Raw genomic sequence first — 26821 nt, forward strand, 5'->3', positions numbered from 1 at the left:
GCGGCGGGCCGTGAGTACGCTGGCAGCATGACTCCTGAGCCGCGGGTGCACCTGTCCCGATCCGCCCGTGAGGCCTACGCCGCGCTCGACGGGCTGGCCAAGACCGTCGGCGGGATCGCCGCCGAAGCGGGTCTGGACGCCCGCATCAAAGAGATCGTGCAGATCCACGCGTCGCAGCTGAACGGCTGCGCCTACTGCGTGCGCGTGCACGTGGACCGCGCCGTCGCGGCGGGCGTCGACGCCGACGTCATCGCCCAGATCGCGGCATGGCGCGACTCAGGTGTCTTCAGCGAGCGCGAGCGCGCCGGCCTCGAACTGGCCGAGGCCTTCACCTTCATCCACGAGGACGGCATCCCCGACGACGTCTACGACCGGGTGGGGAGCATCCTCAGCGAGAAGGAGTACGTCGCCCTGAGCTGGCTGCTCGTGACGATCAACGCGTTCAATCGCATCACGATCGCCGGCCGGTATCCCGTGCCGCCGCGCGGCGCCGAACAGACGTGACGGGCATGGACCGTCGGGCCGACGAGGACGCCGTCCTGGTCTCGGGGGCGACGAACTTCCGCGACGTCGGCGGTCTGCCCGCCGGCGGCGCACAGACGCGATCGGGCGTGCTCTTCCGCTCGGGCAATCTCGCGCGCGTCGACGATTCCGGACGGGCCTCGCTGGGGACCCTCGGCATCCGCCGCGTCATCGACCTGCGCGACGAGGACGAGGTGTCCTCGGCGCCGAGCCTCATCGACGGGCTCGGGATCGAAGTGCAGCGCGTGCCGCTGTTCCTCGGCTCGGTCGCGTCGTTCTTCGAGCAGGACCTGAGCCTCGCCGACATGTACCGCCTGCTGCTCGAGGACTCGTCGGAGGGTGTCGTCGATGTCGTCCGCGGCATCGTCACCGACCAGCCCGTGCTCGTGCACTGCACGGTCGGCAAGGATCGCACGGGAGTCACAGTCGCCCTCACGCTCGCCGCCGCAGGCGTCGACGCCGACGCCGTCGTGGCGGACTACGCACGCTCCGAGACGCTCCTGCCCGAGCGGCGCAACCGACAGGTGCTCGCCTGGCTGCGTGCGCAGCATCCCGAAGCGGTGCACCTCGAAGAGCTCGCGACCCGTTCGCCCGCGCACGTCATGCACGATGCTCTCGCGCGCGTCGACGAGGTCTACGGATCACCCGGCGAATACCTGCGCGCGCACGGCCTGGGCGATGACGAGATCGTCGAACTGCGTCGCATCCTCGTCGGGTGAGAATCTTCCCCATGTCAGGTTAGGCATGCCTACATTCGGGTATAGTCGAAGCATCATGAGCACCCCGGGGAACGAGACTGCGCACAGCGCGTCGGCATGCCGTGCATCGCGGCATACGCGTGTGCAGCACCTCATCACGGCCGACGAGACCTCGCTCACCGAGCTCGAGACTCTGCTCGCGACGCTCCCGCTGTGTTCGACGGGTCGCGTCTTCATCGAGATTCCGGATGCCACGTGGCAGGCCGACATCGTCGTCCCCGCGCGCATGACGCTGACCTGGCTCGACCGCGCCCGCCGTTCGGGGGATCCGGGCACGGGGCGCGGGTGCGCGGCAGGCCAGGCCCTCGCGCGTGCCGTCACGGCGTGGGCCGACGAGATGCTCTGCGGCGCCGACGATGAGACCCGCATCCACCTGCTCGGCGGCTATCTCGGCACGGCCGACATCGTCGACCACCTCACGACGCGCAACGGCATCGCTGCGGCGGCCATCCACACGCCCGCGAAGTACGGGCTGGCCCCCGCGGGCGGCTCGCGGTAGCGCACGCCTCATCGCGTCGTGCGCACGTCTCGATGCGCGCCTGCGACGCTGCGCGCGACGTAGTTGCCGTCTTCGAGCCCGGCCTCGATCTCGAACCGGTTGCGCAGCGGATCGCGCCCGGCCAGCGCATAGAGCACCGGCATCAGGAAGCCGTACCGCTGCCACTGCCGCTTGTGCACGGTCTCGTGCCGCAGCACGTGCTCGCTGATCCGCCCGTCGCCGGTCAGGAAGCAGCCGCCGACGCACACGCCGCCGCGCGGGAAGGCCCAGGCCGGCAGGCCGCGGAACACCCACAGACCGGCGCGCCTCTCGATGCGCCCCGTGCTCCACAGCGTGCCCCAGATCCAGCCGACGGTCGTGCCGTACAGATAGCCGAGGCGGCTGATGGGGGAGTCGAGCAGGATGCGGGGGATCAGCCGGTCGATCGTGCGCCCGCGTGCGACCGCGCGCTCGGCGGCGCGCTCCCAGCCCGCGGGCGGCGTCGCGATCGGCGTCACGCGAGCGCACCGATGACGCGCAGCAGCGCGCCGAGGTCGTCGTCGGCGGTCGCCGCCGACGCGGGCGAGTAACCCGCGAGCGAGGACCCCGCGAGGGGCAGCACGGCGCGCACGGCGCCGATCGCGGCCGTGAGTTCGGCGACGGTGACTCCGAAGGGCTCGGGATGCGCGTTGCCGGTCAGCTCCGCGGGGTCGAGCACGTCGACATCGACGTGCACGAACACGGCATCGGCGCCGGTGGCGCGCACCGCATCGGCGAGAGCCTCGGGGTCGCGCAGGGCATCGACCGGCAGCATCCGCACGTCGAGGTCGTCGATCGCCCGCACCTCGGCCTCGTCGAACGAACGCGCGCCGGCGAGCACGATGCGCTCGGGCGGGACGATGCCCGGCGTCAGGCCCAGGCTCTGCTCGCCGTCGCCCGCGATGGAGCGCAGCACCATGCCCGAGTAGGCGCCCGAAGGCGACGAGTCGGGCGTGTTGAAATCGGCGTGCGCGTCGAACCAGACGACAGCGAGCTTCGCCGTGCGCGTGGCGGCATGGGCGATCGCGGCGGCCGCGACACCGCAATCGCCGCCCACGAGCAGCACGGGCTCGGTGTGCGGTTCGAGAGCGGCGGCGACCTGCTCGCGCACGCGGCGCAGCGAGCTCAGGCGTCGCACGCCCGTGTCGAGCGACTCTCCCGCCTCGGCGGGCACCTCGACGACGGTCGTCGCCGATCGCGGCAGGTCACCGGCGATCGCCTGCGCACCGTCGATCAGCTGCATCGCGCGTGAGGACGGGCTCCCCTGCCATTGCGGAACCACGATGTAACGGGTCATCCGTCCATCATCCTCCACCCCGGCGGCACATCCGGATGGTCGTCGCGCAGCGGCGGCCGGCCGCGCGCAGAAAACCCGCACCCGCGCACGCGAAGTGCGTGCGCGAGTGCGGGTTCCGTGCGCGGGAAGCGACGTGCGTGAGCGCTGCTCAGTCCTCGATCGCCGCCTGCGGCGAGCCGCCCACCTTGAGCGCGGCCAGGCGCGCTTCGACCTCGGTGAGCTCGCCGATGTCGTCGAGCTGGTTGAACTGCGCGTCGAGGGTCGACGCGGCGAGCTCCTGCTTGCCGGCGGCGAGAGCCTCCTGACGGCGCACCTTGTCCTCGAAACGACCGAGCTCGCTCGTCGGGTCCATGACGTCGATCGACTTGACGGCGTCGTGCACCTTGTTCTGGGCCTCGGCGGTCTTCGAGCGGGCGAGCAGCTCGGAGCGCTTCGACCGAAGCTGCTCGAGCTTGTGCTTCATGCCGTTGAGGCCGTCCTTGAGCTTGTCGACGACCTCGTTCTGCGACGCGATCGCCGGAGCGATGGCGCGGGCTTCGTTCTCTTCGCTGATCTGGCGCTGCAGCGCGATCTTGGCGAGGTTGTCGAACTTGTCGGCGTCGGACGTGTTGCCCGATCCGCGCAGCTCGTCGGCCTTTCGGCTCGCGGCGAGGGCCTTGTTGCCCCATTCCTGCGCCGCCTGCACGTCTTCCTGGTGGTCGCGCTCGAGCAGACGCAGGTTGCCGATGGTCTCGGCGATGGCCGACTCGGCGTCGGCGATCGAGTTGGTGTAATCGCGGACGAGCTGGTCGAGCATCTTCTGCGGGTCCTCGGCCTGGTCGAGGATTGCGTTGATGTTGGCGCGTACGAGCGTCGAGATGCGACCGAAGATGGACTGCTTTGCCATCAGGTGTCCTTCCTATCGAGGGTTGGTTTCGAGGTCGAGAGAGATCGGATGCCGGGTGTCGGGCGTGCGGCGGTCAGAAGCGTCCTCCTCCCCGGCGTGAGCGGGTACCGCCCCCGCCGAAGCTGCCGGTGCGGAACCCGCCGCCGCCTGCGCGACTGCGGCTTCCGCCGCTGAAGCCGCCGCCGAAACCGCCCGACGAACGGCGGGAGCGCCCGGAGGAGCCGCCGCCGAGGAGCGAGTTGATGACGATGCCGCCGAGCATGGCGCCGAGCAGGTTGTCGCCGCCCCCTGATCCGCCGCCGTACATGCCGCCGCCCTGGAAGCCGCCGACATCGTTCTGGGCGTGCTGGATCGCCTGCGCGGCGAGCTGCTGGGCGCGCTGTGCGGACTGCATCGCCCGATCGGGGTCCACCTGCTGCAGCTGCTGCGCCTGCACGAGGGATGCGCCCGCTTCGGCCAGGCGCGTACGGGCCTGAGCGCCGATCGCACCGCGGCGGGCCGTGATGTAGTCCTCGGCGGTGGAGACCTGCGCCTGCGCCTGCAGGATGACCTGACCCACCATCTGGCGGGCGCGTTCGGCTTGCGCCGCGGCATCCCGCACACCCTGCACGATCGCGTCGATCTGCTGATTGGCGGATTCGAGACCCTCGAGGGCGAACAGCGGTCGCCTGTCGGTGCCCGAGAGGTGCGTTCGCGCGCTCTCGATCTGCTGCCGGGTTGCAGCGATCACGGGGGCGAGCCGCCCGTCATCGTCGGGGAGGGCAGAGGCGGCAGCGACGTCGCGCTCGAGCTCGGCGACCAGTCGTGCGGCGCTCTTCTCGCCCTCGGCGAGGTCGGCGCCCAGCTTGTCGATGGCCTGCTCGAGCAGGGCCGCCTGCCCGACGGCTTCTTCGGCCGCGCGGATGCCGACGGCCGCTTCGCCGCCGCTGCCGGCGGCGATCGCCGCAGCCGCCGCCAACAGCTGCTCGTCGGCGAACGCGATGCGCTGCCGGGCCTGCTGCGGGTTGTCGGCGACGGTCACGAGGGCTTCGCGCGCGTACGAATCCGACAGGGAGTGCAGGTGCGCCGTCGCCTCGTCGAGCGCCGCGGCGACCTGGGCGCGCTCGCCCTGCACGCGCGCGAGGGCTTCGGGCGCGTTCTGCTCGAGCTTTCGCAGCTCGTCGAACGCGGCGGCCTTGGCATCGAGGCTCGTGTTCGCCTCATCGCACAGCCGGATGATCTCGATGTTCCACTCGCGCGTCTGCTCGGGGGTGTCCGGGATCTCGTCGTCGAGCTGCTGCTTGAAGGTGAAGGCGCGATTGAGGCCTTCCTTCGCCGCCGCGAGGGTGCTCTCGAACTCGGCCGCCGCCGCGTCGCCGAACTGCGCCTTCGCGAAGCCGAGCTCCTGCTCGCTCGTGCGGATCGCGTCGTCGGTCTGCACGAGGGCCGATGCCGCGCGCCGTTCGAGCTCTTCGGTGCTGACCTGTTCGACGGGACGGCTCGCCGAGCCCTTCTTGCGGCGGGAGCGGATGACGAGCCAGACGATGACTCCGATCGCGCCGACGACGATGACGCCGATGACGATGCTCACGCCTGTCGAGTTGTCGGCGGATGCTGCGCCGCCGCTGCCGCCGGTCGCGGCATCCTGCAGTCCGTCGGCAGCCGCGATGGCGGCGCCGGCCCAGTCCTCGTCGACGAGCTCCGGGTAGATCCGCTCCTGCTCGATCGTGCCGAGCGTGTCGAAGCCGACCGGGCCCTGGGAGTCGCCGGAGAGATAGTAGTTGCGCTGCTCGACGGCGATCGCGAGCAGGTACTGGTTCGGGCCGAGCCCGTTGGAGGTCGCGGTGGCGTTCGCCCATTCCTGGGCATCGCTCGGGCTCGTGAAGCGATCGACGTAGACGACCCACAAGCTCACGGGCGAGTCGGCGGCGAGCTGCTCGAGACGCTCTTCGACGGTCGCGGTCTCGGACGACGACAGCACGCCCGGATCGTCGTACACGAAGCCCTCGCCCAGCGGCACCGGGTCGGTCGCCCACGCGGCGGTCGCGGTGCCCGTGAGGGCCAGGGCGAACGCCGTCGCGAGGGCTGCGGTCCATCGCGAACGCATCGAGTCCCCCTTCTCGGGCGATGAGACAACGCCCCTCACGAGTCTATTCAGCCCCGCGCGCGACCCGGTAGGTCAGGGCGGCCTCCACCGGACGCGCACAGCGAACGGGCGGCATCCGTCTCGAGGGCGGCGGGTCGGGGACAGGGGACCGGGCCGTTCGCGTAGCCTTGCGCATTCGGAGGGCGCACGATGGACGATCGCTATGGCACGGACGTGCTCGCAGCCGGATGGCGGGAGCGCGCCGCGAAGCCGGTCCCACGGGTCGAGGCGGAGCGGGACCTCGTCGTCGAGGTCGCCGCCGACGGATACTGCGGCGCGATCGTCGGCCTGTCCTCGGGCGTGGTCGAACTCGAGGACCGCGGCGGTCGCCGCCGTCTGTTCCCGCTCGGCGCGGGCTTCCTGATCGACGGCGCCGATGTCGTGCTCGTCGCGCCGACGCGGAAAGGCCCCGCGCCGCGCACACGGACCGCTTCGGGCTCGTTCGCGGCGCCGGACGGCCGGGCCCGCGTCGCACGGGCCAGTCGCATCCTCGTCGAAGGACGCCACGACGCCGAGCTCGTCGAAAAGGTGTGGGGCCACGACCTGCGTGTCGAAGGCGTCGTCGTGGAGTACCTGCAGGGCGTCGACCTGCTCGCCGAGGTGCTCGAGTCGGACCCGCCGTCACCCGACCGCCGCTACGGCGTGCTCGTGGACCACCTCGTGCCCGGGTCGAAGGAGACGCGCATCGCTCAGGCCGTTGAGCGCGGACCGCACGGAGCGCACGTGCGGATCGTCGGGCACCCCTACGTCGATGTGTGGCAGTGCGTGCTCCCGGCCTCGGTCGGCATCCCGCGCTGGCCCGACGTGCCGCGCGGCATCGACTACAAGGTCGGCGTCTGCCGCGCTCTCGGGTGGCCCGCGGAGGATCAGACCGATCTCGCCCGTGCCTGGCAGCGCATCCTGGCGTCGGTGACGACCTTCCGCGATCTGGATCCGGCCCTTCTCGGCAGGGTCGAGGAGCTCATCGACTTCGTGACGGTGCCCTGACCCGCACGAGTCGCTCGGTAGCCTGGGGAGGTGTCCGACCCCGCCGCCCCCCGCCCCCGCTTCCGCGATCGCCCCGTCTCGTTCGTGCGACGCAGCGGACGCATGACCGACGGGCAGGACCGCGCGTGGGCCGAGCTCGCACCCCGCATGGTCCTCGACGTGGAACGGGATGCCGCCGTCACGAGCATCCGTCCCGGCACGGCCATCGACCCCGAGGCGGTGTGGGGGCGCCGCGCACGGCTCATGGCCGAGATCGGCTCGGGCCAGGGGCACGCGATCGTGCACGCCGCGTCGTCCCGCCCGGAGGACGACTTCCTCGCGATCGAGGTCTTCCGCGCGGGCCTCGCCCGGACGATGCTCGATGCCGAGCGTGCCGGCGTGGACAATCTGCGCCTCGTCGAGGCGAACGCACCCGAAGTGCTGCAGCACCTGCTGCCACCGGCATCCGTCGATGAGCTGTGGGTGTTCTTCCCCGACCCGTGGCACAAGAACAAGCACACCAAGCGCCGCCTGGTGACCGACGAGTTCGCCGCGCTCGCCGCCGGCGCCCTGCGGGTCGGAGGGACGCTGCGCCTCGCGACCGACTGGGAGGACTACGCCGTGCAGATGCGCGTCGTGATGGATGCCGCGCCGGCGTTCGAGCGCTCCTTCGACGGGGACTGGGCGCCGAGGTTCGACGGGCGCATGCTGACGGCGTTCGAGCGCAAGGGCATCCGGGTGGGGCGCGACATCCGCGATCTCGCCTACGTGCGCCGGGACACCCCGTGATCCGCGCCGACCGTCGAGGGCGCGCCCATTCCGCCGCGCCCGACGTCGCCCACCCCGCCTGGTCCTGGAACCTGCTGCCGGCGCTGCTGGTCTGTCTCGCCGCGCCGGCCTTCTTCGTCGTGCAGATCGCGTGGCTGGGCTGGGTGCTGCTCGCCGCCGGTCTCGCCGCCGCCGCTGTCGCGTCTCGGACCCACGCCGTCGTGCCGGGCGAGGGTGCGGCATCCGCTCGCCCCCCGAGTCTCGTGCGCGATCTGTCGCTCATCGCGATCGGGCTGCTCATCGTCAGCGTGATCCCGCTCAAGGCCGAGCTGGACAACCTCGCCATGGTGCGCTTCGCGCTCGCCCTGGGCGGTGCCGTCGTCGTGCCGTACGTGGTGTCCCGGTGGGTGTACCGCGACGACGCGATCCGGTTCCCCTGGCGCGGGGGACAGCGATGGAGCTGGTTCCAGTGGTCGTGGCTCGCGGGCGTGCTCGTGCTCGGCTGGCTGATCCTGCCGTTCTACTTCATCACGTCGGGCGTGTACGCCAACTGGCCCGTCGTGGACACCCCCGACCTCATCGCACGCCTCTTCGTCGGCGTCGGCGCCGTGGGCATCTGGGACGAGCTGTTCTTCATCTGCACCTGCTTCGCCCTGCTGCGCCGGCACTTTCCCGCGTGGCAGGCGAACATCCTGCAGTCGATCGTCTTCGTCTCGTTCCTGTGGGAGCTCGGCTACCAGGCATGGGGACCGCTCCTCACGATCCCGTTCGCGTTGCTGCAGGGCTTCATCTTCCTGCGCACGCGATCGCTCGCGTACGTCGTGACGGTGCATCTGCTGTTCGACGCCGTCGTGTTCCTCGTGCTCGTGCACGCGCACAACCCCGGCGTGCTCGACGGCCTCTTCCTCGTCTGAACACTCGTCCCCGCGGCCGGCGCCGCGGGGGGCCGGCTGCCGGTAGCGTGCTGTGGTGAGCCGATCACCGCATGACCCGAAGGGTGCGAACCGAATGCACGCGAAATCCTTGACCATCCGTGGAGCGAACGTCTGGACCGGACGCGGGTTCGAGGTGCGCGACATCGCCATCGTGGACGGACTCGTCGCCGAGGGGCCCGTCGAGGGCGCCGACGTCTTCGACGGCGACGGATCGTGGGTGGTCCCGGGTCTGATCGACGCCCACTTCCACGCCTACGCGACCAGCATGGACGGATTCGAGAACGAGCGCGGCATGCTCAGCTACGCCGCGATCAACGGCGCGCGACGCCTCGAGAGCGCCTTGCGGCGCGGCTTCACGACCGTGCGCGACGTCGCCGGCGGCGACATCGGGCTCGCGCGCGCGATCGATGCAGGACACTTCCCGTCACCGCGCTACCACTTCACCGGCCCCGCGCTCAGCCAGACCGGCGGTCACGGCGACCCGCGCTCCGCCGACGTCGACGTCTGCTTCTCGCACGGGCACATGTGCGAGGTCGTGGACGGCGTCGACGCGCTGCGCGTCGCCGTGCGGGAGCGGCTGCGCACCGGCGCTCACGCCATCAAGGTCATGACCTCCGGCGGCGTGTTCACGATGACCGACCCCATCCGGGTGCCGCAGTACTCGCCGGAAGAGCTTCGTGTCGTGACGGAGGAGGCCCGTCGGCGCGGCAGCTATGTCGCCGCGCACGCCTATTCGTCCGAGGCGGTGATGCACTCCATCGACAACGGCGTGCGCTCGATCGAGCACGGCAACCTCATCGACGCGGCGACCGCAGCCCGGATGGCCGAGCGCGGCGCCTTCCTCGTGCCCACGCTCGCCGCCTACTATGCGATGGACAAGCGCGGCGCCGAGATCGGCCTCGACGCGGTCCGGCTCGCGAAGAACGACGAAGTGCTCTCGAAGGGGCAGGAGGCCGTGCAGCTCGCGCTCGCCGCCGGCGTGCGGGTCGGCTTCGGCAGCGACCTGATGGGAGACCTCGAGGACGAGCAGCTCAGCGGAGTGCGGCTTCAGGTCGAGGCGAGCGGCGCGGCGGCGACGCTGAAGGCCATGACCGAGGTCAACGCCGAGCTGATCGGCGATTCGCGGCTCGGTCATCTCGGCGTCGGCGCCTTCGGCGACGCTCTCGTCCTCAGCGCCGATCCCCTCGCGGAGCCTTCCGCGCTGTGGGAGCCCGCCGCGCGCCGCGCGACCGTGCGCGCTGGCGTCGTCTTCACCGCCTGACGCGGGCGGCGAGCCACCGCCGGCGTCTCGCGCGTCTCAGGCGCCCCAAGCTGCGCGAACAGTCGCACCGGCTGCGTCTGGGACGACCCGCACCACGCATCGATGGCTGAGCGTCGGCGTAACGCTGCCCGAGATCGATGAGTTCGCGAGTGCTGCCACGCCGCATCGATCCGGCAGTGTCGCCGTGAAGGGGTATTTCACTAGCGACCCGCCCCAGCGGTAGCGTTTCGCCGACAACTCGGTGACTTACTTTATCCAGGTATACCGCTTGCGTATACTGGGATAGACAAAGTAGGTGGTGGAATGCTGGCCGACGTCGAACTGCTCCGCAGAATGGAGCGCGCTCCGCTGCGGACGGCACGCTATGCGGACCTCCAGGAGCTCGGCAGCAACGTCTGGCGCGCCCTCGACAGGCTCGCCGAGCAGGGAGCGGTCGCCCGGATCGCCAAGGGCGTGTACACGGTGCCGCCCGGCGGTGAGGACGGTCGCACCTGGAAGCCGACGATCGAGGCGGCTGGCCTGGCGGTAGCAACCGCTCGGTTCGGAGAGCGCAACGCTATCCTCATGGGCCTCGGCGCTGCCCGCCATTGGACGGCGATCCCACGCGCGATCGCGGTCACGACGGTTGCGGTGCCCAAGCTCCGACAGCCCGTGAGGCTCGACGGCGGAGGCACCGTGCACATGATCCCTCGCGAGCTCGACCGGATGGAGGCACAGCTCGAGGACACCGAGCTCGGCGAGGGCCTGGTCACCACGCCGCGTCAGACGATGTACGACCTGCTTATGAGGCCGAACCAGGGCAAGCTGCCGGATGCGGCTCGTGATGCCGCGCGTAATTTCCGCGGGCAGGTAAGCGGCGACGATCTGGCAGAAGTCTGCGAGTGGTACGGCCGGGCTAACGGCGCCGTGCGAGACATGGTCCGCGATCTCAGGAACGGACTCTTCGTTGCCTGACCGGACGATCCCCGGCGTTCTCGATCCGCAGGAGCGCCGCGCGGTCGAGGAGCAGTTCGGCGTCGGCGCCCAGCAGGTCGTCCGCGATCACGTCATCTCGCATGGACTGGCCGCGATCGCGGCGGCCGCGCAGGGTGATGTCGTCTTCTTCGGAGGGACGGCGCTCTCTCGAACGCTGCTGCCGGAGCTGCGGCTGTCTGAGGACATCGACCTGATCGCACTCGGCAACCGGCGTGAGGTGGGCGCGCGGATCCAGGCGGAGGTCCAGCGGCGGTTCCGGCGCACCCTGGGCGCTGTGACGTTCATTCCGCCCCTCGGTGAAGCCCCGCACTCGCAGCCGTCGATCCTTGAGGTGAAGGGCACGCGCATCCGGGTGCAGCTGCTGACCTCGGAGGGTTACCCGCCGTGGCCGCGGCAGTTCATTGACTTGGAGCAGCGGTACAGCGACGCCCCGCCCGCGAGGCTCCAGGTGCTCACGCCGCCAGCATTCGTCGCCTCCAAGCTCGCCACCTGGGAGGACCGGCACGCACCACGCGACCTGTACGACCTATGGGCTCTGGCGGAGAGGGGCTGGATCAACGAGGCTGCCGCCGCGCTGTATTGCCGCTACGGCCAACACACGACTCTCTCGAGAATCTCCTTCGCCCAGGTGCCAAGCGAGCGTGATTGGGAGGGGTCGCTCGCACATCAGTGCGTCATCGCGGCGACGTCAGAGCACGCAGCGAACGTCGTGAACGAAGCGATTGCAGCGCTCTCGTCGTGACGACGACGGTCTGGTCGAGGTCGAAGATCGTGGTGCGGCCTTCGGCACGCAGCTCATCGTCGACAACGGCGTGCGCGCACCAGGCCACGTGCGCAGACGCTGACGCTGACTCCAGCGAGGCAGCGCATATGCCGGTTTTCGACTGTGCGCCATCGGTATTCGCCTCGCGCGCTGAGGTCGTGCAAGCTGGGTCACATGACCGATCACTCGGACCGCGACGCCCGCATTCGCGAGTTAGAAGATGAGCGACGGCAATTAGTACTCGATCGACTCGCAGTCCCAGGAGGAATCGTCGACGGCGTGATGCGAGACCGAATCGAGGAGATCGAAGCGGAGATCGCGGCTATGCAGCCGCGGCCCCAGTGAGCTGTCGAAGACCGTTTGGTGGCACGAGAGCCGGTCGTCGATCGTGCGAGCTGGGCAGGTGCATCCGGCGTGTCGTTCGGGTTGGACTGTGCACGTGCTCTGGATCGTGAGGCGGATGAGTCCGTCGACGCTTGTGCGGTCGGCGGTGGTCATTCGTTCGATGGGGAGTGTGCTGCTGTACCGGATGTCGAGCTGCATGGCTGTGTCGGGCTCGTAGCCAGCTGCGTCCCAGGTGGCGAGAGTGCATCGTAGCGAGTCGGAGGACACGCTCACGACCTGCGGCACACGGCCGCGTGGGCAGCGATGACGCTCGACACGTTGGCCGACCGCTCCGACGACGATCTCGACAACATCGCGGCCGCCCTCGATCACGCGGAGCGCGCCGCAGATGTTGTCGAAGTGCTGTCACGAGAGAGGGACCGCGAGGACTGCATGCCCCGCGACCCCCTTGTCACGACTGGTGCCCCCGACAGGAATCGAACCTGCGACCTTTGGTACCGGAAACCAACGCTCTATCCCCTGAGCTACGGAGGCGTGCCGGATCGAGGTTATCACCGACGTGACCGGCCTACGCGCCGGGGCGCGACGAAGGATCAAGTCGCGAGGCTGCAGTCCTGGGGTCGGCGCCTGCCGCCGGTGTACCGTCCGTGTCTACGGCGCGATGGCGCGTCGAGAACACCGAGCGGTAGCGCGTGGAGGTGCGCGTCGATGAACACTCGGAACGAACTCTTCCTGGCCGCCGTCGACGTGCTGCACAGCGGCCGAAGCCTCGATGTCGAGGGCGAGCATGGCTGCGGCCGCACCCATTTCCTGAACCGGATCAGGGATTACTTCACGGCCCTCGGCTGGCGGGTCATCCAGGTCGACGGGCAGAACGCGTTCGCCAAGACACCGCTGGTCGCCCTCGCGATCGCGGGGGTCGCGGCGAGTCCGGATGCCAGGGGCACGAGCATCGCGGCGGCGGTGACGGCGCTCGCCGACGCCGTCGTTCCCGGGCGCACGCTCATCGTCGTCGATGACGGCGACGTGCTCGACGAGGCTTCGGGCGGCGTCATCCGGGCCGTGCAGACCCGCGCCCGCGTGCCGGTGCTGTCGTCCCGCCTGATCCACAGGTCGCGGCACGCGCTCGTCAAGCCGGTCGGAGCCTTCACGACGACCTACGCGATGCGGCTTCCGGGCATGGCCTACGGCGAACTCGAGGCGGCCCTCGAAGCCCACCTCGGGTTCCGGATCGAGCCGGGTTCGCTCAGCCGCGTCTTCGCCAAGTCCGGCGGCAACATCGGCCTGGCGGCCGCCGTCGTCGACGCGGCGCGCAGAGACGGGCGGTTCACGGTCGAAGACGGGATCGGGCGGGCGACGGGGTCGCTGTGGAGTCCGTCGCTGCGGCTCATGGCCGATGTCATCCTGCACCCGCTCGAGCAGGACGCCGTCGAGGCGCTCGAGATCCTCGCGGTGCTCGGCCCGGCGACGATCTCGACCGCCGCGACCGCCGTCGGGCTCGACCGGATCAGTGAGCTCGAAGAACGCTCGTTCCTCGCGGTCGTCGACGTCGGCGGCAGCAAGGTGGTCTCCGTGCGCCCGCCGATCCTCGTCGAGCACTTCCGGCACGACGCCCTCGCGGGCCGCCGATCGGAGCTGCTGGCGCGACTGGACGATCTGCTCTCGGCCGGACCCGCGTTCGATCCGGACCAGCCCGACATGCCAGGCGATTCGGCGGTCTTCGTCCGTCTCGTGCACGAGAAGACGAGGCGGCGCACGCTGCAGGCACGCGAAGCGTGGCACACCGATCCGTGTCTGTCGACCGCGACGGCGCTGCTGACGGCGCTCGAAGTCGACGGCGCCCACGATGTCGACGAACTCGACGCCCTCATCGGGGCGGTGCACGGCATGGACGGCTCCGAGCGCGTGCTCGCCGAATGGGAGGTCGCGCGGTGCGCGGTGAACCGTGACGCCGCCGTCGCCGTGCACGAGCTGCGGGCTCGCGCCGCGCAGCTCCCGCGAGAGGGCGGGCTGCTGCTCGGCCGGGCGGCCGAGCTGGAGAGCTCGTTCCTCACGGTGCCGACCGAGGACCCGCTCGCCGGCGTCGATCTGCAGCCGATGTCTCCGTCGGCCCGCGCCGCCGTGATGCGGGCCCGCGCGTTCTGGCTGCTCGCCCGCGGCCGCAGCGACGACGCCGACGTGGCCCTGGCGCAGATGGCGGCGTTCGACCCGACCCCCGATCCGCTCGCCGACGCTCTCACCGTCATCGCGCACCTCGTCGCCGACCGGATCGCCGTCGCGGATCGCATCGCCGCGCACGGCCTCGCCGCCGCCCGGCGCGACTTCGACGCGCCCCGCATCCGGATCCATGCCTTCCTCGCCACCCTCACGGCGCTGCTCGATCGCCGCCTCGACGATGCCGAGCACCTCCTCGCCGAGTCGTCGTTCCTGGGGCTTCCCACGCTGTATCCGCCGCTGTCGTTCATCGGGCTCAAGACCATGGCCGCCGAGATGGCGGCCAGACGCGGACAGCGCGCGCTCATGGAGCAGTCGCTCGCCGACGTGGATGCCGCGGGTCTGTGCGACGGTCCGCTCATCGGCCAGTGCTCGGGACTGGCGCATGCGCGCCTCGCCGCCGTCGACGAGGGAGCGTCCGCCGCAGCGCGGGCCTGCTTCGATGCCGGCGACGCGATGTGGCAGCGCGGCGCGGTGCTCTCGGCGGCCCGCGCCTACCTCGAAGGGCTGCAGTACGCGCCGACGAAACGGAACTGGCAGCGCGTCGGCGCTCGTGCGCGCTCGGTGACGGCACCCGTGCTCGTGCGCCAGGCGGACTTCGCGAAGGCGCTCGTCGACCGCGACGTCGACGAGGTCGTCCGGCTCGTCGAGCAGCTCGACCACGCCGGTCGCACTCGCGAGGCCGTGTTCTGCGTCGACCTCGCGGCGGGGGTCTTCGGGCAGACGCCCGAAGCGGCGGGTCTCGCGGCGCCGATCGAAGGGCTGCGTGAACGGATGCACGCGGGAGAGGATCGTCCGAGCGTCGCGATGTCGCCCGAAGACCTCACCCCGCGCGAACTCGAGATCGCCGAGCTCATCGCGTCGGGCCTGACGAACCCCGTCATCGCCGAGGCGCTCGTCGTCTCGGTGCGCACCGTCGAGTCGCACGTCTCGCGACTGCTGCGCAAGACCGGGCTCAAGCGTCGCCAGGACATCAAGCCCTTCCTGCTCGGCCAGGAGGTCAGTGCCTGAGCGCGCCCGTAGAATGAGCGGGCTATGGATCCCGAAGCCCTCTCCGCCGCACTGCTCGCCGTCGTCGCACCGCTCGCCGAATCGCGGCGCCCCGGTTCGTCCGAGGGGCTTACGCCGATGGATCTTCCGCTCGACCGGCCCAAGAACCGTGATCACGGCGACTGGGCCTCCAACGCCGCGCTCAAGCTCGCCAAGGCCGTCGGAGCGAACCCCCGCGAGTTCGCCGCCGAGATCGCCGCCGGTCTCGAACGCGTCGACGGCATCGCGAGCGTCGAGGTGGCCGGTCCGGGCTTCATCAACATCCGACTGGACGCCGCCGCCGCCGGCGCACTCGCGCGGACGATCGTCGAGGCGGGCGCGGCGTTCGGCTCGAACGAGTCCCAGCGCGGCAACACGATCAATCTCGAGTTCGTCAGCGCCAACCCGACGGGCCCCCTGCATATCGGTCACACGCGCTGGGCCGCGCTCGGCGACGCGATCGGCAGACTGCTCGCCGTGAGCGGGGCGACGGTGGCCCGGGAGTTCTACATCAACGACGCCGGCGCCCAGATGGAGCGATTCGGTCGCTCCGTGCTCGCCGCGATGCACGGCGAACCGACCCCCGACGACGGCTACGCCGGTTCGTACATCCAGGTGCTGGCCGATCACGTCACCGCGACACCCGCCGACGAGGCGGATATCGCGGGTGCGTCGGGCTCCGTCATGTCGCTGCCGCGCGAGCAGCAGCTCGCCGTCGCGACCGAGATCGCGTACCGCCGGCAGCTGGCGGACATCCAGATGTCGCTCGAGCAGTTCAACGTGCATTTCGACGTGTGGTTCTCGGAGCGCACCCTGCACGCGAAGAACGGCGACGGTGCACCGAGCCTCGTCGACGCCGCGGTGGACCGCCTGCGCACGCAGGGCCACGTCTTCGACGAGGGGGGCGCCGTCTGGGTGCGCACGACCGAGTTCGGCGATGACAAGGACCGCGTCATCCGCCGCTCGACGGGGGAGTACACCTATTTCGCCGCCGATGCCGCCTACTACCTGAACAAGGGCGACCGCGGCTTCGCGCACAAGATCTACCTGCTCGGCGCCGATCACCACGGCTACGTGCACCGTCTCAAGGCACTCGCCGGTGCCGCCGGCGACGATCCGGACACCGCTATCGAGGTGCTCATCGGCCAGCTCGTGTCCATCAACGGCGCGCGCCTGTCCAAGCGCGCCGGCAACATCATCGAGCTCGACGACCTGCGCGAATGGATCGGAACGGATGCCCTGCGCTATTCGCTCGCGCGCTACCCCGCCGACTCTCCGCTCACGCTCGATCCCGAGATCCTGCGCAAGCGCACGAACGACAACCCGGTCTTCTACGTGCAATACGCTCACGCCCGCACGTTCAACGTCGCGCGCAACGCCGCGGCATCCGGCGTCGACCGTTCGGAATTCGCGCCCGAGCTGCTCGATCACGAGACCGAGTCGGCGCTGCTGGGCGCGCTGCAGGAGTTCCCCCGCATCGTCGCCTACGCCGCCGACGTGCGCGAGCCGCACCGCGTGGCCCGCTACCTCGAGGAGCTCGCGGGCCTCTACCACCGCTGGTACGACAACTGTCGCGTCATCCCGCTCGGCGACGAGCCGGTCGAGACCGTGCACCGCACGCGCCTGTGGCTCAACGACGCGACGGGACAGGTGCTGCGCAACGGCCTGACGCTGCTCGGCGTCTCGGCGCCCGAGCGGATGTAGCGACGTGGCATCCGCCCCGACACCCGCCGCGCGTCCGGCCCGCCGCGGTCGCGGCTGGGTCGTCGTGATCGCGATCGTCGCGCTGCTGGCCGTCGGGGCATGGTTCGCCGGTGAGGCCATCGCCCGTACCGTCGTCGAGCGCACGATCCGCACGCAGGTGATCTCGAATCTCGCCCTGCCGTCCGACCAGGTGATCGATGTCGACCTGCCGGGGCCCGTCCTGCCGCAGCTCATCGGCGGACGACTCGGCGAGATCGGCGTCCGCTCCGACGACGTCGAACTGGGCGCCTTCCGCGGCGACGTCGAGGTCGCCGCCTTCGACGTGCCGATCCGCGGCGGCGACGTGCGCAACGCGACAGCGCTCGTGCGCGTCGACGACGAAGACCTGCGCCACCTCATGTCGAGCGTCGCGGAGTTCCCCGTCGAGGCCCTCGGCATCGCCGCTCCCGATGTGACCGCGACGGTCGAGCTCTCGCTCTTCGGCGCGGCCGTGCCGATCGGAGTCTCCCTCACCCCGAGCGCCGACGACGGTGCGCTCGTGCTGACGCCGGCGTCGATCCAGGTCGCGGGTGCCGATGTCACCGCCGACGAACTGCGGCGGCAGTTCGGCATCCTCTCCAACGCCGTGCTGCGGGACTGGCCGGTCTGCATCGCCCAGTACCTTCCCGCCGGGATGACGCTCACCGATGTCGCCGTCGACGACGACGAGCTCGTCGCGCGCTTCGCGATCGCGGATGCGATCCTGCGCGATCGCGCGCTGCTCGAGAAGGGCACGTGCTGACGATCCGCGCGGGAACCGGCGTGCTCTAGACTTGCTACCACTGCCCGGCGTGTGCGTCGACCGCTCGCGGCAGCCGCCGATTCCGGGCGATCCCCGGTGGCGCCGCGCCGAAGCTTCCACCCGATTGGTTCCCCCGTGTCCATCGCCTCGCCCTCCCGTACGCCGGCTTCCGACTGGCTCTCCGTGCCCCACGACGTCAACGCGCTCGCCGCCGGAGTGTGGCCCGCGAACGCGACACGCGACGCCGACGGCATCGTCCACATCGCCGGGATGCCGGTGACCGAGCTCGCGGCACGCTTCGGCACGCCCCTGTACGTGTTCGACGAAGAAGAGGTGCGCACACGCGCGCGGCGCACCCTCGCCGCGTTCGGCGATGCCGCGGCAGCCCATGGCGCCGCGGCGCGCGTCTATTACGCCGGCAAGGCGTTCCTCTCGACCGAGGTCGTGCGGTGGGTGCTCGATGAGGGACTCTCGGTCGACGTCTGCACGGGCGGCGAACTGGCCGTCGCGCTCGCGGCGGGCGCCGACCCGAAGCGGCTCGCCTTCCACGGCAACAACAAGTCGCGCGCCGAGCTCGACCGCGCCGTCGAGGTGGGCGTCGGCTCGATCGTGCTCGACAGTCTCGACGAGGTCGACCGCCTCGCGGAGATCGTCGCGCGGCGCGGGGCGACCCAGCCCGTGTTCATCCGGGTCAACAGCGGCGTGCACGCCGAGACGCACGACTTCCTCGCGACGGCTCACGAAGACCAGAAGTTCGGGTTCACGCTGGAAAGCGCGCCCGCCGTGGCCGCTCGCGTCCGTGAGACACCGGGGCTCGAACTCGTCGGACTGCACGGTCACATCGGCTCGCAGATCTTCGGCACCGCCGGGTTCCGCGAATCGGCCGCGCGCCTGGTCGGTCTGCACGCACGGCTGCGCGAAGACGCCGACCTTCCCGTGCTCAATCTCGGGGGCGGCTTCGGGATCGCCTACACCTCGGCCGACGATCCGACGCCCATCGCCGCGCTCGCGGCCGGGATCGTCGAGGCCGTCGCGAACGAGTGCGAGGCCCGTGGCATCCCGATGCCGGATCTCGCGTTCGAACCGGGCCGCGCGATCGTGGGGCCCGCGGGCGTGACGCTGTACGAGGTCGGCACGACCAAGCCCGTCGCGCTCGACGGCGGCGCGACGCGCCTGTATGTGAGCGTCGACGGCGGCATGAGCGACAACGCGCGACCCGCGCTCTACGGCGCGCAGTACTCCGCGCGCATCGCCTCACGGTGCAGCGACGCGGCGCCGGTGCTCGCGCGAGTCGTGGGCAAGCACTGCGAATCGGGCGACATCGTCGTCGACCGCGAATACCTGCCCGCCGACGTGACCCGCGGCGACCTGCTCGCCGTGCCGGCGACGGGGGCGTACTGCTTCTCGCTCGCCAGCAACTACAACTACGTGCCGCGCCCGCCCGTCGTGGCGGTGCGCGGGGGAGAAGCCCGCGTCATCGTGCGCGGCGAGTCGATCGACGATCTGCTCGCCCGCGATGCGGGGCTCGCCACCTCGATGGAAAGGAACGTATGACCGACTACCGCCGCCTTCGGGTCGCCCTGCTGGGTGCGGGAGCCGTGGGCTCCCAGGTCGCCGCGCTGCTGCTGCGGCACGGTGACGAGCTCGCCGACCGCTCCGGTGCGACGCTCGAGCTCGCCGGGATCGCCGTGCGCGATCTCGATGCCCCGCGCGAGACCGACCTGCCCCGCGACCTGTTCACGACCGACGCCGAGACCCTCATCATGGGCGCCGACATCGTGATCGAGCTCATGGGCGGCATCGAACCGGCGCGTACGTACATCCTGCAGGCCATCAATTCCGGCGCCGACGTCGTGACGGCCAACAAGGCGCTCCTCGCGACGCACGGCCCCGAGATCTTCGACGCCGCCGACCAGGTGGGCGCATCCGTCTACTACGAGGCCGCAGCAGCCGGCGCCATCCCCATCATCCGGCCGCTGCGCGACTCGCTCGCCGGCGACCGCGTGCAGCGCATCATGGGCATCGTCAACGGCACGACGAACTACATCCTCGACCGCATGGACACCGAGGGCGCCGAGTTCGCCGACGTGCTGGCCGACGCCCAGGCGCTCGGCTACGCCGAAGCGGACCCGACCGCCGACGTCGAGGGCTTCGACGCGGCGCAGAAGGCCGCGATCCTCGCCTCCCTCGCCTTCCACACGACCGTTCCACTCGACACGGTGCACCGCGAGGGCATCACGACGGTCGACAAGGCGATGATGGATGCCGCGCGCAACGCCGGCTACGTCATCAAGCTGCTCGCCGTGTGCGAACGCCTCCACGCCTCCGCATCCGGGGTGCCGCAGAGCGATGTCGCGCCGCGCGACGCCATCTCGGTGCGGGTCTATCCCGCGCTGGTCGACCGCGCCCACCCGCTCGCGAGCGTGCACGGCGCGAACAACGCCGTCTTCGTGCAGGCCGAAGCGGCCGGCAACCTGATGTTCTACGGCGCGGGCGCCGGTGGCGTGCAGACCGCCTCGGCCGTGCTCGGCGATGTCGTCTCGGCGGCGCGCCGCCACATCGCGGGCGGCGTCGGAGTCGGCGAGTCGACGCGCGCGAACCTGCCGATCGTGCCGATCGGCCGCGTCACGATGCGCTACCAGATCACGCTCGAGGTCGACGACCGGCCCGGCGTGCTCGCAACCGTCGCGGGCGTGCTGAGCGAGGGGCGTGTGTCGATCGCGACCGTCGAGCAGACGGTCCTGCGCGAGCCCAACGGCGGCCCCGGTGTCGCCCGCCTCGTCATCGGCACTCACAAGGCACTGGAGCAGGACCTCAGCGAGACGGTCGGCCGCCTCGCCGAGAGCGGCGTCGTAGAGCGCGTCGTCTCGGTCCTGCGCGTGGAAGGAGACTGACATGGCACATCTGTGGCGCGGAGTCCTGCGCGAATACGCCGACCGTCTGGGCGTGACCGACGCCTCGACCGTCGTCACCCTCGGCGAGGGCGGCACGCCGCTCATCCCGGCCCCGTCGCTGTCGCGCCGCACGGGCGCCGACGTGTGGGTCAAGTTCGAGGGCATGAACCCGACCGGGTCGTTCAAAGACCGCGGCATGACGGTCGCGCTCTCGCGCGCCGTCGAGCACGGGGCGAAGGCCGTCATCTGCGCGTCGACGGGCAACACGTCCGCCTCTGCCGCCGCATACGCCGCGCACGCCGGCATCACCGCCGCCGTGCTCGTGCCCGAGGGCAAGATCGCGATGGGCAAGCTCAGCCAGGCGGTCGTGCACGGGGGACAGCTCATCCAGGTCCGCGGCAACTTCGACGACTGCCTCGAGATCGCGCGCGAGCTCGCCGACGACTACCCCGTGCACCTGGTCAACTCGGTCAATCCCGACCGGATCGAGGGGCAGAAGACGGCGGCCTACGAGATCGTCGAGCAGCTCGGCGACGCCCCCGACTTCCACTTCATCCCCGTCGGCAACGCCGGCAACTACACGGCGTACTCCCGCGGCTATCGCGAAGAGGCGGCGCGCGGTGTCTCGACCCGGGTGCCGCGGATGTTCGGCTTCCAGGCCGAAGGATCCGCTCCGCTCGTGCGCGGCGAGGTCGTGAAGAACCCCGAGACGGTCGCCAGCGCGATCCGCATCGGCAATCCCGCCTCGTGGGAGCTCGCCCTCGAGGCGCGCGACGCCACGAACGGCTGGTTCGGCGCGATCGACGACGACCGCATCCTCGCGGCGCAGAAGCTCCTGGCGGGCGAGGTCGGCGTGTTCGTCGAGCCTGCCTCGGCGATCAGCGTCGCGGGCCTGCTGGACCGTGCCGAGGCCGGCGCGGTGCCGGCGGGTGCACGTGTCGTGCTGACGGTCACGGGCCACGGCCTGAAGGACCCGCAGTGGGCGCTGCGCAACGCCGACGGCTCGACCGTCGAGCCGACCGTCGTCGATGCGGCGACGTCGGAGGTGGCATCCGTCCTGGGGCTGTCGCGCACCGAGGCGACCGCGTGACACAGCCGGAGGGGCCGCTGCTCGTCCGCGTCCCCGCCACGAGCGCGAACCTGGGTCCGGGCTTCGACACGCTCGGCCTCGCGCTGAGCGTGTACGACGAACTCATCGTGACGGCGCTTGACGAAGGCCGGCTCGAGATCGACGTGCACGGCGCGGGTGCCGACGACGTGCCCCGCGACGCGTCGAACCTCGTCGTCTCCACGATCGCGTACGCCTTCGAAGCGGTCGGGCAGCGGATGCCGGGGCTCCGCCTCGAATCGCACAACGTCATCCCGCACGGGCGCGGTCTCGGCTCGTCCGGCGCCGCCGTCGTGTCGGGGCTGCTCGCGGCGAAGGGCCTGCTCGCCGGCATCGTCGACCTCGACGACGACACGCTGCTGCGGCTCGCGACCGAGCTCGAAGGCCACCCCGACAACGTCGCACCGGCCCTGTTCGGCGGACTCACGATCGCGTGGGTCGACGAGGGCGGCCCGCAGCACAAGAAGCTGCTCGTCGACCGCGGTGTCGCCCCGCTCGTGCTCGTGCCCGATTTCACGATGTCGACGAAGGTCGCCCGCAGCCTGCAGCCGCTGCAGGTGCCCCGCGAAGACGCCGTTTTCAATGTCTCGCGCTCGGCGCTGCTGATCGCCGCGCTCACGCAGAGCCCCGAGCTGCTCTTCGCGGCGACCGCCGATCGGCTGCACCAGAACTACCGCGCCCAGGCCATGCCCGAGACGGACCGGCTCGTGCGGCGACTGCGCGACGCAGGGTACGCCGCCGTCGTCTCGGGAGCCGGCCCGAGCGTGCTCGTGCTCGCCGACGGCCCCGGTGCGCGCCTGGACGCGGCCGCCCTCGCGGCGCAGTCGAGCGACACTCCCTGGGAGGCCCTCATGCTCGCCGTCGACGTCAAGGGTGGTACAGTGAGGGAGCACGCGGAGGACTCCACGCAAACGTGAATCTGGCCTCCGTCGCATTCTGCGAAACCACCGCACGCCTTCCGTGATCGGTCTCTGAGTTCGTCTCGAGCGGTTCCGTCAGGAACCGCACATGAGTCCGCTGAGGACGACACGGAACGGCAACTTGCCGTATGTCTCGGCGCGCGATCGTGCACATCCATTCGTATTCACAAGGGAGAACTCGTGGAGTCCATCTCCGAGATCCACACCGACGCCCAGGCCGACGAGCGCACGGATGCGCCCGAGCAGACGCCGGACGTCACGGCGGCCCAGTCCGCCGCAGAGCCCGCCGCCACGACCGAAGAGGTCGTCGCGGCTGAAGCCCAGCGCGCCCCCGTCGTCGACGCGGCGCCGGCCGCCGCCGCGAGCGACGTCTCCGCCCCGGTCGAGGCGATCGCCGAGGCGGGAGAGGATGCACCCGCGGCCGACACCGCGCCGGTGACCAAGCCCGTCCGCAAGCGCGCCCCGCGCCGCGCCAAGAGCAGCGACGTGCCGCCCGTCGCCGAGGCCCCCGCGGCCGACGCTGCGCCCGCGACCGACGATGCCGCGGCGCCCGCCGCCGAGGCTCCGGCAGCGACGGAGGCTGCGCAAGCCCCCGCCGCGGAAGAAGCGCCCGCAGCGAAGACGCCCGCCAAACGCGCCCCGCGCCGATCGCGCGCGACGAAGGCCGACGCCGAGAAGGCCGCGGCGGAGAAGGCCATGGCCGACCAGGCCGACGCTGGCTCGGTCAAGGACGACGTCGCAGCTGCCGCAGACGCGCTGACGTCCGGCAAGGCCGATGTCGACGCCGAGGCAACGGCGACCGAAGCGACCGCCACCGACCACGACGCCTCCGCAGAGAAGGACACCGCCTCGGCTGCGAAGGACGCCTCCGCGGGGAGGGGCGCTTCCGCGAGGAAGGACGCATCCGCCGCGAAGGACACTTCCGCGGGGAAGGACGCTTCCGCGGGGAAGGATGCTTCCGCGGGGGAGAAGGCTGACGCCGACGCCGACAAGAGCGACGACGGCGACCAGCAGAACGAGGGCACGGGGCGCGGTCGCAGTCGCAGTCGCAGCCGCAGTCGCAACCGCAACGGCAGTGGCAACGGTCAAGGCGGCGGCAAGGACCAGCAGGCCCAGAACGCGCCGCAGCCTCAGGCCGAGGCATCCGATTCCGATGATGACGGCGACAAGGGCGGCGGACGCAACCGTCAGCGCAACAAGCGCCGCGGGCAGACCAGCGGCCAGGGCGACGAGTTCGAGACCGAGATCGGCGAGGACGACGTCCTGATCCCGATCGCCGGTGTCCTCGACGTGCTCGACAACTACGCCTTCGTGCGCACCTCGGGCTACCTGCCCGGCCCGAGCGACGTCTACGTGTCGCTGGGGCAGGTCAAGAAGTACAACATGCGCAAGGGCGATGCCGTCGTCGGATCGATCAAGCAGCCGCGCGAGGGCGAGCAGTCCAGCCGCCAGAAGTACAACGCGCTCGTCAAGGTCGACTCGATCAACGGCCTTTCGGTCGACGACGCCGCGACGCGCGTCGAGTTCGGCAAGCTCACCCCGCTCTACCCGCAGGAGCGCCTGCGCCTCGAGACGGCGCCCGAGAAGCTCACGCAGCGCATCATCGACCTGGTCGCACCCGTCGGCAAGGGACAGCGCGGCCTGATCGTCGCGCCGCCCAAGGCCGGCAAGACGATCGTGCTGCAGCAGATCGCCAATGCCATCGCGACGAACAACCCCGAGGTCCACCTCATGGTCGTGCTCGTCGACGAGCGCCCCGAAGAGGTCACCGACATGCAGCGCACGGTGAAGGGCGAGGTCATCGCCTCGACCTTCGATCGTCCCGCCGAGGACCACACGACGGTCGCCGAGCTCGCCATCGAGCGGGCGAAGCGCCTCGTCGAACTCGGTCGCGACGTCGTCGTGCTGCTCGACTCGATCACGCGCCTCGGCCGTGCCTACAACATCTCGGCGCCGACCTCGGGTCGCGTGCTGTCCGGTGGCGTCGACGCGTCGGCGCTCTACCCGCCCAAGCGCTTCTTCGGGGCCGCTCGGAACATCGAGAACGGAGGATCGCTCACGATCCTCGCGACGGCGCTCGTCGAGACCGGGTCCAAGATGGACGAGGTCATCTTCGAGGAGTTCAAGGGCACCGGCAACAGCGAGCTGCGACTGTCGCGTCACCTGGCCGACAAGCGGATCTTCCCGGCCGTCGACGTCAATGCATCGTCCACGCGCCGCGAAGAGATGCTGCTTTCGCCCGATGAGGTCAAGATCACGTGGAAGCTGCGTCGCGCCCTCGCGGGCCTGGACACGCAGCAGGCCCTCGAGGTCGTGCTGGGCAAACTCAAGGAGACGCAGTCCAACGTCGAGTTCCTCGTGCAGATGCAGAAGTCGATCCCGGCTCCCGCGCGCGATGCACACGGCGGCGGCGCGCACGACAACAGCATCCGCTGAGCCGATCCAGGTCTCTGAGGCTGTCGTGTTCCCTGAGCGTGGCGTGTTTCGAGAGCGTGTCGTGTTCTCTGAGCTAGTCGTGTTTCCAGAGCGTGGCGTGTTCCCTGAGCCTGGCGTGTTCCCTGAGCCTGTCGTGTTCCCTGAGCTTGTCGTGTTCCCTGAGCCTGTCGAAGGGTGGAGATGTTCGAGTCGGTCAAAGGCCTGATCGAAGAGCACCGTGCCGTCCAGGAGGAGCTCTCCGACCCGGCCGTGCATGCCGACCCCGCCCGGGCGAAGCGGGTCAACCGGCGCTACGCCGAGTTGTCGCGCATCGTGAAGGCGTACGAGGACTGGGTCGCGGCATCCGATGATCTGGATGCCGCGCGCGAACTCGCGAAGGAAGACGACGCGTTCGCCGAAGAGGTGCCCGCGCTCGAGGAGCATCTCGCTCAGGCGCAGGAGCGCCTGCGGCGGCTGCTGATCCCGCGCGATCCCGACGATGCGCGCGACGTCATCATGGAGATCAAGCAGGGCGAGGGCGGTGCCGAGTCGGCGCTGTTCGCGGCCGATCTGCTGCGCATGTACGTGCAGTACGCCGCCTCGATGGGCTGGAAGACCGAGCTTCTCGAGCGCAACGAGTCCGACCTGGGCGGCTACAAGGACGTGCAGGTCGCCATCAAGGGCTCGTCTTCGGATCCGTCGCAGGGTGTGTGGGCGCACCTGAAGTACGAGGGCGGTGTGCACCGCGTGCAGCGGGTGCCCGCGACGGAGTCGCAGGGGCGCATCCACACCTCGACGACTGGCGTGCTCGTCTTTCCCGAGGTCGACGAGCCCGAAGAGATCCACATCGACCCCAACGACCTGAAGATCGACGTGTACCGCTCATCGGGTCCGGGCGGGCAGTCGGTCAACACGACCGACTCCGCCGTGCGCATCACGCACGTGCCCACCGGCATCGTCGTGTCGATGCAGAACGAGAAGTCGCAGCTGCAGAACCGCGAGGCGGGGATGCGGGTGCTTCGGGCCCGGCTGCTGGCCAGGCAGCAGGAAGAGCTCGATGCCGCGGCATCCGATGCCCGTCGATCGCAGATCCGCGGCATGGATCGGTCGGAGCGCATCCGCACGTACAACTTCCCCGAGAACCGCATCGCGGATCACCGCACGGGGTACAAGGCCTACAACCTCGACCAGGTCATGGATGGCGCCCTCGGCCCGATCGTGGAGTCGGCCGTCCAGGCCGACGAAGAGGCGCGCCTCGCGGCCCTCGCCGCCGATTGATCGCGTTCGCCGCCGCCGCTCGGCGCCGCCCGCGCCGCCCGCGCCGCCCGCGCCGCCCGCGCCGCTCGGCGTCGCCGATTGGTGCTACCTCGTTGTCGACTTGCGCCTCGTGCGCGCGACACGCCCGCGTGTTGCTGCATAGGGCGCAAGTGGACGGGTCGGGTGGGGCGGGTACGGGCGTTCGGGGTCCCGGGGCGCCGGACCCGCGCCCCGTTGTTAACTTGCGCCTTTTGCCGATGACACGCCCGGCGCGTTGCTGCATGCCCGCGACGCTTCTGTCGCGGCAGCATCCGCGCCGTTCGCCGTCACGAGCTCCGCCGCGCCCCGTTGTTGACTTGCGTCCTATGTGCACGACACGCC

23 protein-coding genes and 1 tRNA gene are annotated in these 26821 nt (G+C 70.6%); 18 read left to right on the forward strand and 6 right to left on the reverse strand.

Translation table 11 applies throughout. The annotated features are described in order from the left end of the window. Window positions 1-27 precede the first annotated feature (27 nt). The 3 genes from ACWICD_RS02295 to ACWICD_RS02305 are packed head-to-tail and all read left to right on the forward strand — an operon-like array spanning window position 28 to window position 1779. Complete coding sequence (locus tag ACWICD_RS02295) at window positions 28-504, forward strand: carboxymuconolactone decarboxylase family protein (RefSeq protein ID WP_376131152.1); 477 nt, start codon at window positions 28-30, stop codon at window positions 502-504. 5 nt (window positions 505-509) lie between these two features. Then, on the forward strand, window positions 510-1241 hold the full coding sequence (locus ACWICD_RS02300; RefSeq protein WP_376131149.1) for a tyrosine-protein phosphatase: 732 nt from the start codon (window positions 510-512) through the stop codon (window positions 1239-1241). A gap of 55 nt (window positions 1242-1296) precedes the next feature. Beyond that, the gene (locus ACWICD_RS02305) at window positions 1297-1779 is read left to right on the forward strand and encodes an SIP domain-containing protein (protein WP_376131146.1); all 483 of its coding nucleotides are present in this window, start codon (window positions 1297-1299) and stop codon (window positions 1777-1779) included. A gap of 8 nt (window positions 1780-1787) precedes the next feature. Here the strand turns inward: ACWICD_RS02305 and ACWICD_RS02310 are convergent, their stop codons facing one another. From ACWICD_RS02310 to ACWICD_RS02325, 4 genes are all read right to left on the reverse strand, one after another. Then, entirely contained in the window at window positions 1788-2276 is a 489-nt protein-coding gene (locus ACWICD_RS02310) for a Fe-S oxidoreductase (protein WP_376131143.1), read from the reverse strand. After that, window positions 2273-3094 (reverse strand): arginase family protein, encoded by an 822-nt coding sequence (locus ACWICD_RS02315; RefSeq protein WP_454139152.1) that lies wholly within the window; start codon window positions 3092-3094, stop codon window positions 2273-2275. The genes ACWICD_RS02310 and ACWICD_RS02315 overlap by 4 nt, the downstream gene beginning before the upstream one ends. A gap of 148 nt (window positions 3095-3242) precedes the next feature. Beyond that, a complete protein-coding gene (locus ACWICD_RS02320; protein WP_376129682.1) occupies window positions 3243-3980 on the reverse strand; it encodes a PspA/IM30 family protein in 738 nt (245 codons plus the stop codon). Between the two features lie 73 nt (window positions 3981-4053). Then, a complete protein-coding gene (locus tag ACWICD_RS02325; RefSeq protein ID WP_454139153.1) occupies window positions 4054-6066 on the reverse strand; it encodes a TPM domain-containing protein in 2013 nt (670 codons plus the stop codon). A gap of 189 nt (window positions 6067-6255) precedes the next feature. Here ACWICD_RS02325 and ACWICD_RS02330 point away from each other — a divergent pair, with 189 nt between their 5' ends. From ACWICD_RS02330 to ACWICD_RS02355, 6 genes are all read left to right on the forward strand, one after another. Then, window positions 6256-7092 (forward strand): DUF3097 domain-containing protein, encoded by an 837-nt coding sequence (locus ACWICD_RS02330; RefSeq protein WP_376129688.1) that lies wholly within the window; start codon window positions 6256-6258, stop codon window positions 7090-7092. Between the two features lie 30 nt (window positions 7093-7122). Continuing rightward, window positions 7123-7860: a tRNA (guanosine(46)-N7)-methyltransferase TrmB gene (gene trmB, locus ACWICD_RS02335; RefSeq protein ID WP_454139154.1), complete on the forward strand. Its 738-nt coding sequence runs from the start codon at window positions 7123-7125 to the stop codon at window positions 7858-7860. 71 nt (window positions 7861-7931) lie between these two features. Continuing rightward, complete coding sequence (locus ACWICD_RS02340) at window positions 7932-8753, forward strand: CPBP family intramembrane glutamic endopeptidase (protein ID WP_376129770.1); 822 nt, start codon at window positions 7932-7934, stop codon at window positions 8751-8753. Window positions 8754-8862: 109 nt separating this feature from the next. Further along, window positions 8863-10035 carry an amidohydrolase family protein gene (locus ACWICD_RS02345; protein WP_454139155.1) on the forward strand — a complete coding sequence of 391 codons (1173 nt, stop codon included), beginning with the start codon at window positions 8863-8865 and terminating at the stop codon, window positions 10033-10035. A 303-nt stretch (window positions 10036-10338) separates the two neighbouring features. Then, window positions 10339-10989 (forward strand): type IV toxin-antitoxin system AbiEi family antitoxin domain-containing protein, encoded by a 651-nt coding sequence (locus ACWICD_RS02350; RefSeq protein WP_454139156.1) that lies wholly within the window; start codon window positions 10339-10341, stop codon window positions 10987-10989. After that, on the forward strand, window positions 10982-11752 hold the full coding sequence (locus ACWICD_RS02355; protein ID WP_454139157.1) for a nucleotidyl transferase AbiEii/AbiGii toxin family protein: 771 nt from the start codon (window positions 10982-10984) through the stop codon (window positions 11750-11752). Before ACWICD_RS02350 ends, ACWICD_RS02355 begins: the two co-directional genes overlap by 8 nt. A gap of 255 nt (window positions 11753-12007) precedes the next feature. On the opposite strand, the gene ACWICD_RS02360 is transcribed toward ACWICD_RS02355, so the two are convergent. Together ACWICD_RS02360 and ACWICD_RS02365 are read right to left on the reverse strand one after the other, a co-directional pair. After that, the gene (locus tag ACWICD_RS02360) at window positions 12008-12490 is read right to left on the reverse strand and encodes a hypothetical protein (RefSeq protein WP_454137005.1); all 483 of its coding nucleotides are present in this window, start codon (window positions 12488-12490) and stop codon (window positions 12008-12010) included. 86 nt (window positions 12491-12576) lie between these two features. After that, window positions 12577-12652 (reverse strand) — tRNA-Arg (locus ACWICD_RS02365). Window positions 12653-12826: 174 nt separating this feature from the next. Here ACWICD_RS02365 and ACWICD_RS02370 point away from each other — a divergent pair. The 9 genes from ACWICD_RS02370 to prfA all read left to right on the forward strand — a co-directional run bounded on the left by ACWICD_RS02370 (window position 12827) and on the right by prfA (window position 26461). Further along, on the forward strand, window positions 12827-15343 hold the full coding sequence (locus tag ACWICD_RS02370) for a helix-turn-helix transcriptional regulator (protein WP_454139158.1): 2517 nt from the start codon (window positions 12827-12829) through the stop codon (window positions 15341-15343). Window positions 15344-15367: 24 nt separating this feature from the next. Beyond that, the gene (locus tag ACWICD_RS02375) at window positions 15368-17065 is read left to right on the forward strand and encodes an arginine--tRNA ligase (protein WP_454139159.1); all 1698 of its coding nucleotides are present in this window, start codon (window positions 15368-15370) and stop codon (window positions 17063-17065) included. Between the two features lie 4 nt (window positions 17066-17069). After that, window positions 17070-17846 (forward strand): LmeA family phospholipid-binding protein, encoded by a 777-nt coding sequence (locus ACWICD_RS02380; RefSeq protein WP_454139160.1) that lies wholly within the window; start codon window positions 17070-17072, stop codon window positions 17844-17846. Window positions 17847-17969: 123 nt separating this feature from the next. Continuing rightward, window positions 17970-19400 carry a diaminopimelate decarboxylase gene (gene lysA / locus ACWICD_RS02385; protein ID WP_454139235.1) on the forward strand — a complete coding sequence of 477 codons (1431 nt, stop codon included), beginning with the start codon at window positions 17970-17972 and terminating at the stop codon, window positions 19398-19400. Beyond that, window positions 19397-20740 carry a homoserine dehydrogenase gene (locus tag ACWICD_RS02390; protein WP_454139161.1) on the forward strand — a complete coding sequence of 448 codons (1344 nt, stop codon included), beginning with the start codon at window positions 19397-19399 and terminating at the stop codon, window positions 20738-20740. Before lysA ends, ACWICD_RS02390 begins: the two co-directional genes overlap by 4 nt. Before the next feature lies 1 nt (window position 20741). Then, window positions 20742-21830, forward strand: a complete 1089-nt coding sequence (gene thrC / locus ACWICD_RS02395) for a threonine synthase (RefSeq protein WP_454139162.1) — start codon at window positions 20742-20744, stop codon at window positions 21828-21830. After that, complete coding sequence (gene thrB / locus ACWICD_RS02400; protein WP_454139163.1) at window positions 21827-22765, forward strand: homoserine kinase; 939 nt, start codon at window positions 21827-21829, stop codon at window positions 22763-22765. Before thrC ends, thrB begins: the two co-directional genes overlap by 4 nt. A 183-nt stretch (window positions 22766-22948) precedes the next feature. Further along, the gene (gene rho, locus ACWICD_RS02405; protein ID WP_454139164.1) at window positions 22949-25204 is read left to right on the forward strand and encodes a transcription termination factor Rho; all 2256 of its coding nucleotides are present in this window, start codon (window positions 22949-22951) and stop codon (window positions 25202-25204) included. A 180-nt stretch (window positions 25205-25384) separates the two neighbouring features. Beyond that, a complete protein-coding gene (gene prfA, locus ACWICD_RS02410; RefSeq protein ID WP_376129776.1) occupies window positions 25385-26461 on the forward strand; it encodes a peptide chain release factor 1 in 1077 nt (358 codons plus the stop codon). Window positions 26462-26821 lie beyond the last annotated feature (360 nt).

The sequence above is a fragment of the Microbacterium sp. NPDC055357 genome, from assembly GCF_053644835.1.